Raw genomic sequence first — 15,418 nt, 5'->3', positions numbered from 1 at the left:
CTTTGCGGCTGTCAACGCGGAAATTTGGGATAGCAATGAGTCTGACGCTGGCCTCCTGGATTGAGCAGTATCTGGCTCACCTTCGTTATGAGCGGGATGCTTCTCCGCATACTCTGCGCAACTATGCTTCCGACCTGTATCAGTTCCATCATTACCTGACGCACACGCCTGCCGGAGAGTCGCGGCCGGAACCTGAACTGGAGCAGATCGACAACCTGACGATCCGCGAATTCCTGGGAGTGCTTTATCAGCGGCAGAACCGGAAGTCGTCGGTCGCACGGAAGCTGGCCGCGCTCCGTTCCTTCATGAAGTATCTCGCGGGCCAGGGTGTCATCCCGACCAACCCCGGCAAGAATGTCGCCTCACCCAGGCAGGAGAAGCGCCTTCCCGAGTATCTGACGACCGATGCGGTTGCCGAACTCCTCGAGGCGCCCTGTGAGAGCACCAGGCTGGGTTTGCGCGACCAGGCGATTTTCGAACTCTTCTATGCGACCGGAATCCGCGTGAGCGAGCTGGTGGGCCTCGACAGGGAAGGCCTTGACCTCGATGGAGGGCTTATCCGCGTGCTTGGGAAGGGGCGCAAGGAACGCATCGTTCCTTTCGGCCGAAAGGCCGCCGAGGCGCTCCGGGCCTACATCGAAGTGCGCGGCGAGCTCTGCGCGAAGGAGAGGAAAACCGGTGCGGCACCGGCGGGCGATGCGGTTTTTCTCAACTTCCGCGGGGAGCGGCTGACGACCAGGGGAGTAGCCGGCATCGTCGATCGGCATGTGGTACGGCTGGCTCAGAGACTGCGCGTGCACCCGCACACCTTGCGCCACACCTTCGCCACCCACATGCTCAACGCCGGTGCGGATCTGCGTTCCATCCAGGAGCTTCTAGGCCACGAGAGCCTTTCTACAACGCAGAAGTACACCCATGTTTCGACCGAACAGTTGGTGCGTGTCTACCGGTCGTGCCATCCCCGCGCCAAAAAATCCTGAGTGCGTCAAAGCGTTTCGGCGCAGAGGTTTTTCAGCCGGGAGACGATTTCTGCGAGATCGATGAGTTCGGTTTTCCTGGTCGCCCGCGTGAACAGCTCCGCCTTGCCCTGTTTGAGTTTCTCCGGCCCGAGTACGACCCGGAACGGGATTCCGATCAGGTCGGCGTCTTTGAACTTCACGCCGGGGCGCTCGGCGCGGTCATCGAGCAGCACATCGATGCCGGCGGCGCGCAACTCACCATACAGCTTATCGGCTGCCGCCTGCATGTCGCCCTTGTAGTTGACCGGCGTGATGATTACGGTAAACGGCGCGATCGAGACGGGCCAGATGATGCCATCGGCATCGTGGAAGAGCTCGATGGCGGAGGTCATGATGCGTTCCACGCCGATGCCGTAGCTTCCCATGACAATCGGAGTCTGCTTCCCATCAGCCGTGAGAACCATGGCACCCATGCTTTGCGAGTACTTTGTGCCCAGCTTGAAAATGTGGCCCACTTCTGCTGCCCGGTACACGTCGAGCGGGCGGCCGCACTGGATGCAGCCCTCACCCTTTTCGACGGTCCTGAGGTCTGCCCAGACCGGCTGGAAATGAACACCGGGTGTGACGCCCTGAAGGTGATAGTCGTTTTTGTTGGCTCCGCAGGTGAGGTTCTGGCGACCCTGCAGCTCCAGGTCGGCATAGACCGGCATGTTGTTTACGCCTACGGGCCCAAGGCTGCCGGCATCGGCACCGAAGGCAGCTCGGATTTCTTCGGGATGGGCGGGGCGCGCCTGAAAAGTGCCCAGTGCAGCCATGACTTTGGATTCGTTCAGCTGATGATCGCCGCGGAGCAAAAACACGTAAGGGCGGTCATTGACCATATACACCAGCGACTTGATCTGGTGGGTGGGTGGAACCTTGAGGAAACCGGCTATCTCGGCAATCGTCTTCTGGCCCGGCGTATGGACCTCGTGCGGCACCCCGGCGGCGGGCGGGTCGGTGATCCTGGCAATCTTCGAGGAGGCGCGCTCGAGGTTGGCGGCGTAGCCGCACTCGCAGGTGGCGACAAAATCCTCCCCCGCCTCTGTCCGAACCATGAATTCCTGCGACTGGCTCCCCCCCATGGCGCCCGAACTGGCTTCGACGTCCACGAACTTCAGGCCGCAGCGTGTGAAGATGCGGCAGTACACGTCGTGATGCAGGCTGTAGCTCCGGTCCAGCCCCTCCTGGTCGACGTCGAAGGAATAGGAATCCTTCATGATGAACTGGCGCAGCCTCAGAAGGCCTGATTTGGGGCGGGCTTCATCGCGAAACTTCATCTGAATCTGATACCAGATCTGCGGCAGGTCCTTGTAGGATCGGATCTCCTTGCGGGCGATGTCCGTGAAAATCTCCTCGTGGGTCATGCCCAGGCAGAGATCACGATTGGCGCGATCCTTCAGGCGGAACATGTTTTCGCCCATGTCGCTCCAGCGCCCGGTTTCCTGCCAGAGGTCCGCCGGATGAAGCGCGGGCAGGAAGAACTCCTGCGCACCGGCGGCGTCCAACTCTGCGCGGATGATGTTTGCGATCCGGAGCATGGTGCGCTGCCCCAGCGGGAGGAAGGAGTAAATCCCCGCTGCAAGCTGACGGATGAAGCCGCCGCGAATCAGCAGTTGGTGGGAAGGGAACTCCGCGTCCGCAGGATTGTCCCGCAGAGTCGGGATGAAGATCTTTGACCAGCGCATATCATGCTCCTTGGCGAAGTATAGCGTTGCACAGACGGTTAATTCTAGGGGACCCACTTCAGCAGTCAAGCTCAATTCCGGAATTCAAGTGCTTCCAGCCGGGGGCGAGCTGAGGTAGACTGTTGCGTCCGATGGCCCGAAAACTCACAATGAAATAGGACAATCATGAAAACACTATCCGATGTGGATCCTGCAGTTGCTTCAGCAATCGCATCCGAGACACACAGGCAGAACCAGACGTTGGAGCTCATCGCCTCCGAGAATTTTGTCAGCGAAGCCATTCTTGAGGCGGCGGGCTCGGTCTTCACCAACAAGTACGCCGAAGGGTATCCGGGGAAACGCTACTACGGAGGCTGCGAATTTGCCGATCAGGTCGAAACCCTCGTGATAGAAAGGGCCAAGAAACTGTTTGGCGCGGAGCACGTCAACGCTCAACTTCATTCGGGGACCCAGGCCAACATTGCCGTCTTCATGGCAGCCTGTAAGCACGGCGACACCATCCTCGGCATGAGCCTTGCGCACGGCGGGCATCTGACCCACGGGCATCCCCTCAATTTTTCGGGCAAGATGTACCAAGTTACCTCCTACGGCGTGCGCAGCGACACCGAGCTTCTTGATTACGACGAAATCGCCCGCTTGGCCGAGGAGCATAAGCCTCGTATCATCGTGTGCGGCGCGAGCGCTTATCCCCGCATCTGGGACTACCGCCGCATTGCAGAAATCGCTCACTCGGTCGGCGCCCTTACGCTCGCCGACATCGCCCACGTCGCAGGGCCCGTGGCTGCGGGCCTGCATCCCAGTCCCTTTCCCCACGCGGACTTCGTGACCACATCCACACACAAGACGCTGCGCGGCCCGCGCGGCGGCCTCATCATGTGCCGGGAGCAGTTTGCCAAGGACCTTGATAGGGCTGTGTTTCCCGGCGTGCAGGGGGGACCGCTGGTTCACGTGATCGCCGCCAAGGCCGTTTGTCTTCAAGAGGCGTTGCAGCCTGCCTTCGTTCGATATCAACGCCAGGTTCTCGCCAATGCCAAAACGCTGGCTCAGACTCTTCTGGACGAAGGTTTCCGACTAGTGTCCGGCGGCACGGACAACCATTTGATGCTGGTGGAAGTCGTCAGCAAAGGCATTACCGGCAAGGAGGCCGAGCAGGCACTTGAGAGAGCGAACGTCACCGTCAACAAGAACGTCATCCCCTTCGATACCCGGCCCCTGACCGTGACGAGCGGCATTCGCGTCGGGACCCCTGCGGTTACGACCCGCGGGATGAAAGAGGAAGAGATGAGGGTGATCGGACGCCTGATCGGCCGCGTGCTGCGTGCGCCGGCCGATAGCAGCGTACTGAGCCGGGCCCGTGAGGAGGTCATCGCACTCACCAAGAAGTTCCCGCTTTACCAGGAGAGGCTGGCTGCACTCGAGAAAAGCTGAAATCTCAACGCAGGGCCCGCAGAGCAAAGGACTTTATTTTTGCCCGTATCGACCCGAAACCAGAGTGTTCCATGTTTTTCTCTTCAATCTCCGCGGCCTCTCATTGAGATTTTGAAGGTTTGTGGTCGTCGACATGATCTCACCTGATGAGCTGAGCGACATCCTGGGCCCGACGGGGCAGATCGCGCGCACGCACCCGAACTACGAATTCCGCCCCGGGCAGATCCGGATGGCGCAGGCGGTCGCTGAGGCCATCGATGCGCGCCGTCACCTCTGTGTGGAAGCCGGCACCGGGACTGGAAAGACGCTTGCCTACCTCCTGCCATGCATATTCAGCAGCAAGCGCGTCATTATTTCGACGGGAACGAAAAACCTGCAGGAACAGATCTTCTTCAAGGATCTTCCCTTCCTCGAAAAAGCACTGGGTCGAAAGCTCTCCGTCTGCTACCTCAAAGGGAGAAGCAACTACCTGTGCCTCAAGAAGCTCGCGGAAATCGACGAGGAGGGCTACCTGTTTTCCCGGCACGATCCGGAATACCTGGAAACGATCAGGGAATGGGCGCGGCTGACCGAAACCGGTGACCGGGCGGAGCTGAAAGAGCTGCCGGACGATTTTGTCCTCTGGCACCATCTGGATGCGCGCCGCGAGACCTGCACGGGCCAGAAATGCCCTGACTTCGATGCCTGCTTTGTCACCAGGGTGCGCCAGCGCGCGCTGGAATCGGATGTCGTGGTGGTGAACCACCACCTCTTTTTTGCCGATCTTGCGCTGCGCCAGGGGGATTTCGGATCCGTCCTCCCGGATTACTCCGTGGTAATTTTCGATGAAGCGCACGAACTCGAAGATATCGTCACACAATACTTTGGAATCACGGTCAGCAGCTACCGCCTTGACGAATTCGCGCGCGACACTGCGCGTACGCTGGCAGAAACGGGGTCCACCTCCACCTTTGTCCAGGACCAGGTTGCGAAGCTTTCGGTCTGCTCCGGCGAATTCTTCGGTGCTTTTCGCGGCAGGGAAGGTCGTTTTTCCCTGCGGGAGCTGGGTGGCGGGCTGGAAATACGCCGCGGGCCGCAGGGAGAGGATCCGCCGGGTGAGCCTTACCGCAGGCTGCTCTCCCAGCTGGCGCTGATCGAAAAGGGGCTGGCGGGCCTGCCTACGCAGAGTGATGCCGTCGATTCTCTGTGCCGGCGCTGCCAGGAACTGAATGATGAGCTGATTGCAATATTGGAATCTGATTCAACCGAACACGTCTACTGGTACGAAGTGCGCGGACGCGGTGTTTATTTGTGGGCTTCTCCGATCCGCGTCTCCTCCATACTGGCAGATCGCCTTTTCTCCCGGGTCGAGACTGCCGTCCTGACATCGGCGACCCTTTCGACCGGAGGCAACTTTCAATTCATCCGCTCCCGCCTCGGGCTGAGTGAATGCCAGGAGCTGATTCTGGAATCGCATTTTGATTTCTCGCGTCAAGCCATCCTCTATGTGCCACGCGAGATCCCGGAACCTCGCGAGGAGGGTTGGGCCGCCCGGGCATGTGTGGAGTTGGAACGGATTCTCGGGGCCAGCCGCGGCCGTGCCTTTGTGCTGTTCACCAGCCATGCTCAGATGGCCATGATCTATCGCTCTCTGCAGACGCGACTGCCCTACCCCATGCTGATTCAGGGAGAGAAGAGCAGGAGCGGCCTGCTCGAGGAGTTCCGGAAAACACCCAACGCGGTGTTGTTCGCCACCTCCAGTTTCTGGCAGGGGGTGGACGTTCAGGGCGAGCAGTTAAGCTGTGTAGTGATCGACAAGCTCCCGTTTTCCGTACCCAGTGATCCGGTTGTCGCAGCGCGTATCCGGCATTTGAATGAAACCGGAGGCAATGCCTTCTACGACTACCAGATCCCGGAAGCCATTATCCTCTTGAAGCAAGGGCTCGGGAGGCTGATTCGCAGCCGGTCTGATCGGGGGATTCTGGCCCTGCTGGACAAGAGGATCATGACCAGAAGCTATGGCCGCAACTTCTTGCGGAGCCTTCCGCCGGCCCCTCTGACACATGATTTCGCGGAGTTGCGCAACTTTCTGGGCCGTGAATGATCTTCTTAAATGAAAGCTCAGTGGACAGCGGCGAGAATGGATGACAGGCTCGAATGGTGCTTTGCTGATTCAGGCAATGTTCTGAAGCCGCCTCGAGACGCCCTTCACGGGGTGGCTTCAGCCCGTGGCCCCAGTGGGGCTGAGGGCAGGGCACTTTTGGCCGATCTTCCTGTCACGGACCTGTTTAGGGCCTTCGTCTGTTGACATGCGATCCGAGCAGGTCATACAATGCGTCACTGGCTATTGTAAACCTAAAGTTCTTATATCTAGGCTTCGCAAGGAGGTTATATGTGCAGCCCGTTTCGTAAGCTTGGCCTGCTTTTGTTTCTTTTACTCACTTTTGGTCTCCTATTAACCCCGGCAACTTTCGCACAGAATCGTGGGTTCGGCGGCAAGGTGACCAACGACAAGGGCGAGCCCGTCGTAAACGCCAAAATCATCATCTCTGGAGTCAGCAGCAAGAGGGTGTACGAAACTAAGACAGACAAGAAAGGGCAATGGGTGTGGATGAACCTCCAGCTCGGCTTATATTGGATCGTTGCCCGGGCGGATGGCTATGATCCGGGCGTAGTGCAAAAGGACGCGGCCATAGGTCTTACCAACGTTGATCTCAAGTTAACTCCCGGCAATCCCAATGTGAAGCTGCAGTTCGAGATGACTCCTGAAGAAATCGAGAAGGCCAAGCAGGAACGGGCCAAGTCCGATCAACAAGCCAAGATGATCGGCGAGATCAAGTCGTTTTTTGACGCAGGGCGGGCTGCAGCGGAGGGAGGCAATTATGCCGGGGCCATCGAGCAATTCAAAAAGGCTCTGGAAAAGGCCCCGGAGCAGCCCACCGTTCTGGCCAATCTTGCGGATGCATATTTCAAGAACAACCAGAACCAGGAATCGGTGGATGCATACCAGAAGGCCATCGCTGCCAATCCGACCGATGCTGCGCTGTTGACCAACCTGGGCGTGGTTCTCGGCAAGATGGGTAAAACCGCCGAGTCAAAGGATGCCTTTCAAAAGGCTGCTAACCTGGATCCTGCGAATGCGGCCCAGAACTTCTATAACCTGGGTGCCACGCTGGTAAACAGCGGGCAGCCCAAAGAGGCAGCGGAGGCATTCCGGCAGGCCATCAAAGCCGACCCTAACTACGGAGAGGCCTACTATCAGCTGGGCCTGTGCCTGTCAGGCGATGCGGCCACCATGTCGGAGGCGATCCAGATGTTGCAGCAGTACATCAAGATCGGGAAGGATGCGAATAATGTTGAGGTAGCCAAACAACTGATCCAGGCGTTGAAAAAGTGAGACCAAGCCAGCTGCAGGATCGGGCGAACCTGTTCGCAGCGCCCCCGTCCTTTGGCTAGAGATCAAGCCCGACGAAAAGGGGGCATTCCGCCTTTCCCTTTCTTGCCTTCCAATGGCAGGATCGGAAATGAAGGAGCGGAATGTCCCTTTTTCACGTTTGGAGAGCTGGCTCGCTTCTGTCTTGTCTTTCCTTTCTTGTTCGGCAGCCGTCCGCGAGATGTCGCAGTCCGGATCGGCGGAGAAACGACTGACGCGGAGCGGGATTCGGAGAGTTTGGGTATTTTATTTCGAGAAGAGTTTTTCAGCCCGCCGGCAACCGACGTCGGCGAGACTCTGCAGGGCGGCCACGGCAGACTCCGCGACCGCCGCGCGCTTATCCATCGTCAACTCATAGATGCGATTCAGAGTCGCCTCCTCGATTTCGTTCGGCCTGTGCCAGTAGGCGACAGCCAGCTCTGACAAAGCCTGGGCGCAAAGCTCCGGATTGCGGTGCTGCGTCAAGGCCAGCAAAGCCTGGAGCGATCGGACGCCCCCTTGCTGGGCAATCGCTCCGAGCGATTCGACGATCCACTTCAGCATCCGCAGCTGCGCTGTGGGATCGCTGCTGTCAAGGATCGGGAGGAAGAAATCCACAGCCGCATCATCGCCGAGCGCCCCGATAGCCTCGATGACGGCGATCAGGAAGTCATGGGCTCCAAAACCCTTCATCTTCTGGGCTTCCAGGAATGCCTGCTTCAGTGGATCGAGGAACTCGTGATTCCCCATGGCACCCATGGCATAGGCGGCAAATTCGCCGCGCTTGGTATCCTTCTGAGAAAGCATGCGGATGAGAGGTTCGTGAAATCGCAGATCGCGCAGCACGCCGATGCGCGGAATGATCTCGAACAGATCCTCGATGTCCCCTGACTCCATGATCAGGAGGCAATCCTGGATGAGTTCTTCAGAGTAGCGGCAGCCCTTTCTGGGAGGCGTCTTATCCAATTCTACAACTTCCAAAATGACGCAAAGGCCAAACTACAAAAGACCCGCAAGCCACACCATTATAGGTACGTCTGGGTTCATTTCAACAAAGAAAATTTGCGTCAGGTGCCGGGCCTTCAAGATCCAGGTGTTCGGGTGAGGCCAAATCTGAGCATGATGGCGGGACGAAATCGGATCTTAAGGACCCGGGGAGGGTTTGCTTACATAACGGCTGCGGCACTCCTCTGAGCAAAAGAAGAGGTCTCCTTCTCTGCGTTGCAGCCGGATGGCAAGTCTCGGATCCATGTACATGCCGCAGACCGGGTCCTTTACGGTATCTGTGGGTGCCGTCCCGTCCGAATTTGGTCTTGCCGGTCTCGCCGGCCTACCGGTAAGAATACCGAGGAACCACCGCACAAGCCAGAGAACCCCAAGAAAGGCGAGAACGCGCAAAAGGAACAACAAGAGGGCAGCTCCTAGAAGTGAAGTCTGAGATCCGAAAATCTAGCCAATTCCAAGAGATCCGGGTGTTCCAGAGGCTCTTCGTGCTCGAGGGTCCAGGTGTGCCTGTGTGGGATAAGTACGGCATGCATTCCTGCAGCAAGGGCTGGATTGATGTCCGAACGCGGGCTATTGCCGATCATCCACGAACAGGAGCGCTCCCACCCATGGCGGTCGAGAAGCCGGGAGTAGGTATGAGCGTTCTTCTCCGGCAGAATCTCCACACTTTGAAAGTAGTGCCGAAGGTTGGAATCCCGGATCTTTCGCGACTGCTCCTCCTGATCACCCTTGGTGACCAGGAAAAGCGAGTGGCGGCTCGAAAGATACACGAGCGTTTCGGGGACGCCTTCGATAATCTCCAGAGGGTGATCGAGAATCGCCAGTGATAGTTTCTGAACCCTGTCAGGCAACCCCGGGTCCGAATGGGGAGGCAGAAACCGCCGGAACGTCTCGATCAGCGAGTTGGTGAAGTTTTTCGTGCCGTAACCGTTCAGAGGTATGCGCCGGCGTTCGGTTTGATCGAGTTCGGACCTGAACACCCGGGAATCAACGCCGGCACGCTCCAGCAGTATGAGTACTTCGTGGATTACCCGCTCATAATATATGTTGTTTTCCCAGAGCGTGTCATCCGCATCGATGAGCAGAATTTGGGGGTTGACCATGCTCACAGTGCCTCTCCCGCAGAAGAATGGAGGTTACATGAAAGGATCGTGATTGACAACTGTGCGGAACTCTGCGCCTGACGGCGGATCTCCTATGGGCTATCGATGACGAGGGTCACGGGGCCTGAATTGACCAGCTCCACTGCCATGACTGCCTGAAATTGCCCGCTCTGCGCGTCGGGCACCAACTGCCGGACCATCTCGAAGAAGGTATCATAGAGAGCTTGCGCCTCTGCCGGCGTAGCCGCCTCTGAATAGGACGGCCGCCGCCCCTTGCGGCAATCGCCGTAAAGCGTGAACTGGGAAACCAGAAGAAGCTGCCCGTGGACGTCGAGAAGGCTGAGGTTCAATCTGCCGTCCGGGTCGTCAAAAATGCGCAGCTCCACGATTTTCCTGGCCATCCATTGCAGATCCTTCTGCGCATCGTCGCGCGCGATGGCGACAAGAGCCAGGATGCCCTTGCCTATGCGGGCAATTTCCGTGCCTGCGACCCGGACACTGGCCCTTTCGACTCTCTGAATGACTGCGCGCATGCCCGACTCTCCTGGTTTCGTATGCGTTGACAGCGAGGGGGCAGTTGGGTATATTACCATTCCCGTTCATGCTAAGCACAATGATCAAGGTCTCATCCGAACGAGTTTTCTGCGGCTGTCAGATGTGTCCTGAGTGCCGCCTTTCGGCGTGTTCCTCCGCGCGGGAGGATGCGGAGGGGGCTTGCAGGTGAATCCCGATCTCCGCAACTTGATTGCCCTGCAGGACATCGACCAGAAAATCGTCAGCCTAAAGAAACAGATCTCCGAAATCCCCGAAAGAGCCCAGGCTTACCGGGAAGAATTCCAGCAGTTGTCGCAGGCTCACCAGGGCCGGGCCGCGCTCAACCAGGAGCACGCCAAACAGCGCCGGGCGCGCGAGAGTGACGTCGAGGTGATGCGGACGAAGCTTTCGCGGCTGAAAGAGCAGCTCATGACGGTGAAGACCAATAAGGAGTACACCGCCATGCTCCACGAAATCCAGACGGCGGAAGAACAGATCCGTCTCGCCGAAGATGGAATCCTCGACATCATGGAGCGGATGGAATCCGTGGATGCCAAGCTGGCTCAGGAGGGGACGGAACTCAAGACCAAACAGGCCGAACTTGAGGCGCAACTCCGCCGGGCCGAAGAAGCTGTTCCCATGCTCGAAGGGGAGGTGGCGAAGCTTTACGGAGAAAAGTCCGCTTTGGAAAGCCAGATCGGAGCCGAACTGCTTGCACGCTATCGACGTATCGCCGATGCACGCAAGGGAATTGCGTTGGCGGAAGCCAAAGGGGAGCTTTGCTCAGCCTGCCATGTTCGCATTCGCCCTCAGGTTTTTGCTGACCTGCTCCGGACCGAAGAGATCCACGTGTGCGACAGTTGCTCCCGTATTTTATTCATTCGCGAAGCCTTTTAGCTCTCTCTCCCGTTCGCAGCGCCTGGATTTCCGTTTCACAGGTTGAGTGAAACTTCTCCGCTTGTCGTACCTCTAAGATATAGGTATCGCATAGCTAAGGGGGAAAAAATGATTTTCAGCGCCAGGCTTTTGATGACAGCAGTTTCGTTGGCACTGGTGATTCCGGCGCCGAAAATGCAACCGGCGCGCCAGGTCCCCCAGACTACGATCCGCACCGAAGTTGCACTGGTGAACGTGGTATTTTCGGCCACGGGCCGCGATGGCAAAGTGGTTTCCGGACTCAAAGCGGATGATTTTCTGGTCTTCGAAGACAAAAAGCCGCAGACGATCGATTATTTCAACGACTGGACCAAGGGATCGGACATCCCTCTTACGATCGCACTTCTCATCGATACCAGCGGAAGTGTGAAAACCAAACTGGACTTCGAAAAGGAGACCGCCGCGGAATTCTTCAGGCACGTATTGCGCAGGAACAAGGATCTAGCCCTCATCATCCAGTTTGACTCGGACGTGAATCTGGTCCAGGATTTCACGGAAGATCCCGATCGACTGACTGCCGCTCTGGACACACTCCGGGCAGGCAACAGCACGGCGCTCTACGATGCTGTTTTTCTGGCCGTTGACGAGAAGCTCAAGCAGGAAACCGGGCGCAGGGTGATCGTCGTCATTACCGACGGCACGGATACCTCCAGCAAGGTCAAGGAGAAGGAGGCTATCGAGGTCGCGCAGAGAAGCGACGTGCTCATCTATGGGATCGGCGTCCGCGGAGACGATCTGGTCAGCTTCGACGTGCTCAGGAAATTCGCCGAGGATACGGGCGGCAGGTTCTTCTCACCCGGCTACAGGCTGGCCGAAATCAGGGCAGCCTTCCAGGCGATCGGCGAGGATCTGCAGGGGCAGTACAGCCTGGCCTACAGATCGACAAACACAGTGCGGGACGGAGCTTTCCGTCGCATCGATCTGCGCTGCAAGGTGCCGGGCGTGAGCATCCGCGCGCGCAAAGGCTATTACGCTCCCAAAGCAAAATAAAGGCGCCATACGTTCTGGATTTCAGCGCGACAAAACCTTCTCCGGTTTATAGGGACGGTAATAGAAAAGGTTTGCATCGCGATCCCTCGAGATATGAAAAACCGCGTCGCGACAGATGTCGCAATGGTCCAGATGCTCCAGGACATCCAGTTTTTCATCTACGTCTAGCTGCTTATCGAGGTAAAGAACCAGTTTTTCAAAGTTGCAGGTTTTCATTGGTCCCCCCGCAGTCGTCTTACTAAACTCATCGGAGAGCCTTCGAGAATCCTGAGAAAACTTTTTCGAACCAAACTGCGTCTAAGAGAGTATTACAAGTTGGGTGGCATAGAGCAAGGAAATCGGGGGTCTTTATGGGAGCGGCTGGATTGAGATTGGAAACGTCACGAGATTTGTTGTCGCAGGCTATCGTGGAGTCCTTGAAATCCTGGCCCGAATTGCAGCGCCGGATTTTCATCGAGATGCATTATGGCGGGCGGTCCGTGGCAGACATCTCGCGCATCTTTGGCCTGAGCCAAAGCGAAGTGATCCAGATTCTCCAGCATTGCGAGCACAAACTCTATCAGGCGCTGAAAGTGTTCCGTGACGGGACATCCGAGGAGATGTCCGAGGAGCCTCCCCATCCACTGACCCATGCCGCCGCCTGTAGCTGCTGCTGACGTGATCTGCTGAGTCAACGCATCGAAATATGGTCACCAACCGCGAGATACCGGATGCCGCGGGAGCATTGGTTCATGGTCCTGGTGCATCTGGCAGTCTTGTTTTCCAACCGCGCTAAAAGATTCAGATTTTTGCCCTCCGGTCGATATGTAACTCTGGACCGCAATTTTCGCCAGTTTTTGACGACAACAGGATCGAGCCATGCAACAGGGTTCAAACCAGGGCGCGGCAGACATTCTCGTCCCTGTGCGCAACCACTACCCTGCCACCAGGGAGCTGCTGGAGGGCATCTACCGCTACACGGATTATCCTTTTCATCTCTACATCATCGACAACGCTTCGACCGATGAAACCGTGGATATTCACAAGATCTACACGCGCGACATCACGATTGTCCGGAATCGCCAGAGTCGCGGCTGGGGAGGGGCGATCAATCAGGGGATCCAGATGGGGTCCAACCCCTACCTGGTTTTTATGAATCATGGGATTGAGCTTGCACACGGCTGGCTGGGGAACATGATCTCATTTCTGAACACGCATCCCCGCATCGCCGCAGTCGGGCCGCTTGTTTCCGACAGGCATGACTGGCAGTGTGTGGACCGAGTGCGTGAAAAGATTGTTCCTCAAATTCCCCAGTTCTTCACCGAGGACATTCACGAGCGCAACCGGATTCTGCAGTTCCACTTCCAACGCACCGGCATTCTGGTGGATGGAGTGCTGGGCTTCTTCTGCGCCGCGCTTACGCGACGAGCCATCCTGGAGGTGGGACTTCTCGTGGACACCCATGACGGCGGCGGCGATGCGGATTACTGCCGCAGGCTGAGGAAGGCGGGATACGTGCTGGGCCTGTCCCTGGACACCTATGTGATTCGGCACCAGGCAGCAGGCAGCAGGGCATAGATTAAGGCCGATCTTGCCACCTCCTACTGCCCACTAGCTTTTCTGGTACATGTAGCCATGTCCGCGAATGCTTATGAAGTAACGCGGATGGTCCGGTTCGGGCTCGAAGTATTTTCGCAACCGCACGATGAAGTTGTCGACCGTCCTGGTCTCAATATCACAGTGATAGCCCCAGACTTTCTCCAGAAGCTCGGCGCGCGATAGCACGCGATTGGGCTGCATCGTGAGCACCTCGAGCAGGCGGGCCTCCAGGGCAGTCAACTGCAGCTTGCCCCGGGGTCCGGTGGCCGTCAGCTGATCAAAGTTGACCATGTAGCCTGCGACGCTGATCACCCGCTCGGGTTCTGCGGCTTCACCGTACCAGCAACTCCTCTGGAGCATGCGGCGGATGCGCAGCAGAAGCTCGCGCAGGTGGAACGGCTTGACCAGGTAATCGTCGGCGCCGACCTCCAGCCCGTGGATGCGGTCGACCTCCGCAGTGCGGGCGGTGAGCATCAATATCGGCAGCTTCTCATCCTGCTGGCGCACCCGTCGGGCGACCTCAAAGCCGTCCATCTCTTCAATCATGATGTCGAGTATGATCAGATCGAAGCGATCACTGCGAAGCCACTGCAGCGCCTCCCGGCCGCTGGGTGTGGCGCGCACTCGATAGCCCTCCTGCTCCAGGTTGAAATGGAGCGGCCGAGCGAGGTTGATTTCATCCTCGACAAGCAGGATCAGCGGGCGAACGCTCTCATTCTCAGCCATGGCCGGACCTCACGAATTACTATCCGCCTGGGCGCGCAGGTTTTTGCGGGCGGCGAAGCTCCAGTATCGTCGCACCCGCGGCAGGCTCAAGCTGAAGGTGGAGCCGCGCCCGGGTCCGGGACTGGAGGCCCAGACCTTGCCCTTGTGATCCCTCACGATGTGGCGGACGATGTACAGACCGAGCCCCGTGCCGGAGACCCGGCTCCCTTCGCCCCGCCAGAACATTTTGAAGATGTTCTTGAGTTCCTTCCGCGCGATCCCGACGCCGCTGTCAATGACGTCCAGGCGGCACCTGCGCAGATCGCGGTGCAGCCGGAGCCGGATGGTGGTTCCGCGAGGGGAGTAACGGGCGGCATTTTCGATCAGATTGGCCAAGACCATGTGCATGGCCACGCGGTCGATGGCGACCCGGGCATCACCCCCTTTTTCGAGCACGACCTGGTGGCCGTCCTTCTCAAACAGGTGGCGGTCTTCTTCCAGCACCTCCTCGACAAAATGGCGCATGCTGAGGGGCTTCAGACTGTAACTGCCGCGTTTTTTTTCGATGCGCGCGGCGCGCAGGATCCGGTCGATGAGAGTCGTGAGGCGCTCGGCGTCGTCGAGCATCATCGACAGGAACTCCTGCCTCTGCCCTGCTGAGAGCTCGCGCATGGCCATGGTCTCCAGGGCCAGCTGGATCGACGCAACGGGCGATTTCAGTTCATGGGTAACGTTCGACACGAACGTCCGCTGCATCTGATTCAAGCGGTGCTGCTTATTCCAGTATATGAAGATCAATGTGGCTCCGGCCAGGATCAGCGTCAGAAGGACAGCGCCCTGCAAGAGCGGGAGCCAGGGCAGCTCCCGTACCTCCGTGCCGGATGTGAGCTGCCCTGCCATCTGGCGCAGCTGGGCGTGATTCTCGATGTACCAGCGGATCCAGACCACCATGAGCAGGACCCATAGGACCTGCATCAACAGAAATATCGTGACCGGATGATAGAGCCAGCGAGCTTTGCTGCGCATGCGGCAATTCTACACCGAATGACGAATGACCTTAAA

General features: G+C 58.1%; 15 protein-coding genes. 8 read left to right on the top strand and 7 right to left on the bottom strand.

The window, feature by feature from the left end; genetic code table 11:
* Positions 1–35: 35 nt before the first annotated feature.
* Positions 36–980 (top strand): tyrosine recombinase XerC, encoded by a 945-nt coding sequence (xerC, locus tag LAP85_14560; protein MBZ5497622.1) that lies wholly within the window; start codon positions 36–38, stop codon positions 978–980.
* Positions 981–985: 5 nt separating this feature from the next.
* On the opposite strand, the gene LAP85_14555 is transcribed toward xerC, so the two are convergent.
* Positions 986–2,686 (bottom strand): proline--tRNA ligase, encoded by a 1,701-nt coding sequence (locus LAP85_14555; protein ID MBZ5497621.1) that lies wholly within the window; start codon positions 2,684–2,686, stop codon positions 986–988.
* 165 nt (positions 2,687–2,851) lie between these two features.
* On the opposite strand from LAP85_14555, the gene LAP85_14550 reads away from it, so the two are divergent.
* The 3 genes from LAP85_14550 to LAP85_14540 all read left to right on the top strand — a co-directional run bounded on the left by LAP85_14550 (position 2,852) and on the right by LAP85_14540 (position 7,490).
* Positions 2,852–4,114 carry a serine hydroxymethyltransferase gene (locus tag LAP85_14550; protein ID MBZ5497620.1) on the top strand — a complete coding sequence of 421 codons (1,263 nt, stop codon included), beginning with the start codon at positions 2,852–2,854 and terminating at the stop codon, positions 4,112–4,114.
* 133 nt (positions 4,115–4,247) lie between these two features.
* The gene (locus tag LAP85_14545; GenBank protein MBZ5497619.1) at positions 4,248–6,197 is read left to right on the top strand and encodes an ATP-dependent DNA helicase; all 1,950 of its coding nucleotides are present in this window, start codon (positions 4,248–4,250) and stop codon (positions 6,195–6,197) included.
* A 288-nt stretch (positions 6,198–6,485) separates the two neighbouring features.
* On the top strand, positions 6,486–7,490 hold the full coding sequence (locus LAP85_14540) for a tetratricopeptide repeat protein (GenBank protein MBZ5497618.1): 1,005 nt from the start codon (positions 6,486–6,488) through the stop codon (positions 7,488–7,490).
* A gap of 282 nt (positions 7,491–7,772) precedes the next feature.
* On the opposite strand, the gene LAP85_14535 is transcribed toward LAP85_14540, so the two are convergent.
* The 3 genes from LAP85_14535 to dtd all read right to left on the bottom strand — a co-directional run bounded on the left by LAP85_14535 (position 7,773) and on the right by dtd (position 10,146).
* Positions 7,773–8,471 (bottom strand): HEAT repeat domain-containing protein, encoded by a 699-nt coding sequence (locus LAP85_14535; GenBank protein MBZ5497617.1) that lies wholly within the window; start codon positions 8,469–8,471, stop codon positions 7,773–7,775.
* Positions 8,472–8,926: 455 nt separating this feature from the next.
* Positions 8,927–9,619, bottom strand: a complete 693-nt coding sequence (locus LAP85_14530) for an HAD family hydrolase (protein ID MBZ5497616.1) — start codon at positions 9,617–9,619, stop codon at positions 8,927–8,929.
* Between the two features lie 86 nt (positions 9,620–9,705).
* Positions 9,706–10,146: a D-tyrosyl-tRNA(Tyr) deacylase gene (gene dtd / locus LAP85_14525; GenBank protein MBZ5497615.1), complete on the bottom strand. Its 441-nt coding sequence runs from the start codon at positions 10,144–10,146 to the stop codon at positions 9,706–9,708.
* A gap of 187 nt (positions 10,147–10,333) precedes the next feature.
* Between dtd and LAP85_14520 the strand changes: the two genes are divergently transcribed.
* Both LAP85_14520 and LAP85_14515 read left to right on the top strand, forming a co-directional pair.
* A complete protein-coding gene (locus LAP85_14520) occupies positions 10,334–11,044 on the top strand; it encodes a hypothetical protein (protein ID MBZ5497614.1) in 711 nt (236 codons plus the stop codon).
* A gap of 108 nt (positions 11,045–11,152) precedes the next feature.
* Positions 11,153–12,073: a VWA domain-containing protein gene (locus LAP85_14515; GenBank protein MBZ5497613.1), complete on the top strand. Its 921-nt coding sequence runs from the start codon at positions 11,153–11,155 to the stop codon at positions 12,071–12,073.
* Between the two features lie 21 nt (positions 12,074–12,094).
* Here the strand turns inward: LAP85_14515 and LAP85_14510 are convergent, their stop codons facing one another.
* Entirely contained in the window at positions 12,095–12,289 is a 195-nt protein-coding gene (locus LAP85_14510; GenBank protein ID MBZ5497612.1) for a zf-HC2 domain-containing protein, read from the bottom strand.
* Positions 12,290–12,444: 155 nt separating this feature from the next.
* Between LAP85_14510 and LAP85_14505 the strand changes: the two genes are divergently transcribed.
* Both LAP85_14505 and LAP85_14500 read left to right on the top strand, forming a co-directional pair.
* A complete protein-coding gene (locus tag LAP85_14505) occupies positions 12,445–12,729 on the top strand; it encodes a sigma-70 region 4 domain-containing protein (GenBank protein MBZ5497611.1) in 285 nt (94 codons plus the stop codon).
* A gap of 202 nt (positions 12,730–12,931) precedes the next feature.
* A complete protein-coding gene (locus LAP85_14500) occupies positions 12,932–13,630 on the top strand; it encodes a glycosyltransferase (protein ID MBZ5497610.1) in 699 nt (232 codons plus the stop codon).
* 33 nt (positions 13,631–13,663) lie between these two features.
* Here the strand turns inward: LAP85_14500 and LAP85_14495 are convergent, their stop codons facing one another.
* Both LAP85_14495 and LAP85_14490 read right to left on the bottom strand, forming a co-directional pair.
* Positions 13,664–14,377: a response regulator transcription factor gene (locus tag LAP85_14495; GenBank protein MBZ5497609.1), complete on the bottom strand. Its 714-nt coding sequence runs from the start codon at positions 14,375–14,377 to the stop codon at positions 13,664–13,666.
* A 9-nt stretch (positions 14,378–14,386) separates the two neighbouring features.
* Positions 14,387–15,382 carry a HAMP domain-containing histidine kinase gene (locus tag LAP85_14490; protein ID MBZ5497608.1) on the bottom strand — a complete coding sequence of 332 codons (996 nt, stop codon included), beginning with the start codon at positions 15,380–15,382 and terminating at the stop codon, positions 14,387–14,389.
* Positions 15,383–15,418: the final 36 nt, after the last annotated feature.

The organism is Terriglobia bacterium (assembly GCA_020072565.1).
Classification (GTDB): Bacteria; Acidobacteriota; UBA6911; order UBA6911; family UBA6911; genus JAFNAG01.
Note: the sequence above shows the minus strand (reverse complement) of the source record. Positions and strands in the feature narration are given on the sequence as shown.

What these genes read in the sequence shown, in the direction of transcription:
- xerC (MBZ5497622.1), top strand. Translation starts at nt 36, where the DNA reads ATGAGTCTGACGCTGGCCTCCTGGATTGAGCAGTATCTGGCTCACCTT.
- LAP85_14555 (MBZ5497621.1), bottom strand. Translation starts at nt 2,686, where the DNA reads ATGCGCTGGTCAAAGATCTTCATCCCGACTCTGCGGGACAATCCTGCG.
- LAP85_14550 (MBZ5497620.1), top strand. Translation starts at nt 2,852, where the DNA reads ATGAAAACACTATCCGATGTGGATCCTGCAGTTGCTTCAGCAATCGCA.
- LAP85_14545 (MBZ5497619.1), top strand. Translation starts at nt 4,248, where the DNA reads ATGATCTCACCTGATGAGCTGAGCGACATCCTGGGCCCGACGGGGCAG.
- LAP85_14540 (MBZ5497618.1), top strand. Translation starts at nt 6,486, where the DNA reads ATGTGCAGCCCGTTTCGTAAGCTTGGCCTGCTTTTGTTTCTTTTACTC.
- dtd (MBZ5497615.1), bottom strand. Translation starts at nt 10,146, where the DNA reads ATGCGCGCAGTCATTCAGAGAGTCGAAAGGGCCAGTGTCCGGGTCGCA.
- LAP85_14515 (MBZ5497613.1), top strand. Translation starts at nt 11,153, where the DNA reads ATGATTTTCAGCGCCAGGCTTTTGATGACAGCAGTTTCGTTGGCACTG.
- LAP85_14510 (MBZ5497612.1), bottom strand. Translation starts at nt 12,289, where the DNA reads ATGAAAACCTGCAACTTTGAAAAACTGGTTCTTTACCTCGATAAGCAG.
- LAP85_14500 (MBZ5497610.1), top strand. Translation starts at nt 12,932, where the DNA reads ATGCAACAGGGTTCAAACCAGGGCGCGGCAGACATTCTCGTCCCTGTG.
- LAP85_14495 (MBZ5497609.1), bottom strand. Translation starts at nt 14,377, where the DNA reads ATGGCTGAGAATGAGAGCGTTCGCCCGCTGATCCTGCTTGTCGAGGAT.
- LAP85_14490 (MBZ5497608.1), bottom strand. Translation starts at nt 15,382, where the DNA reads ATGCGCAGCAAAGCTCGCTGGCTCTATCATCCGGTCACGATATTTCTG.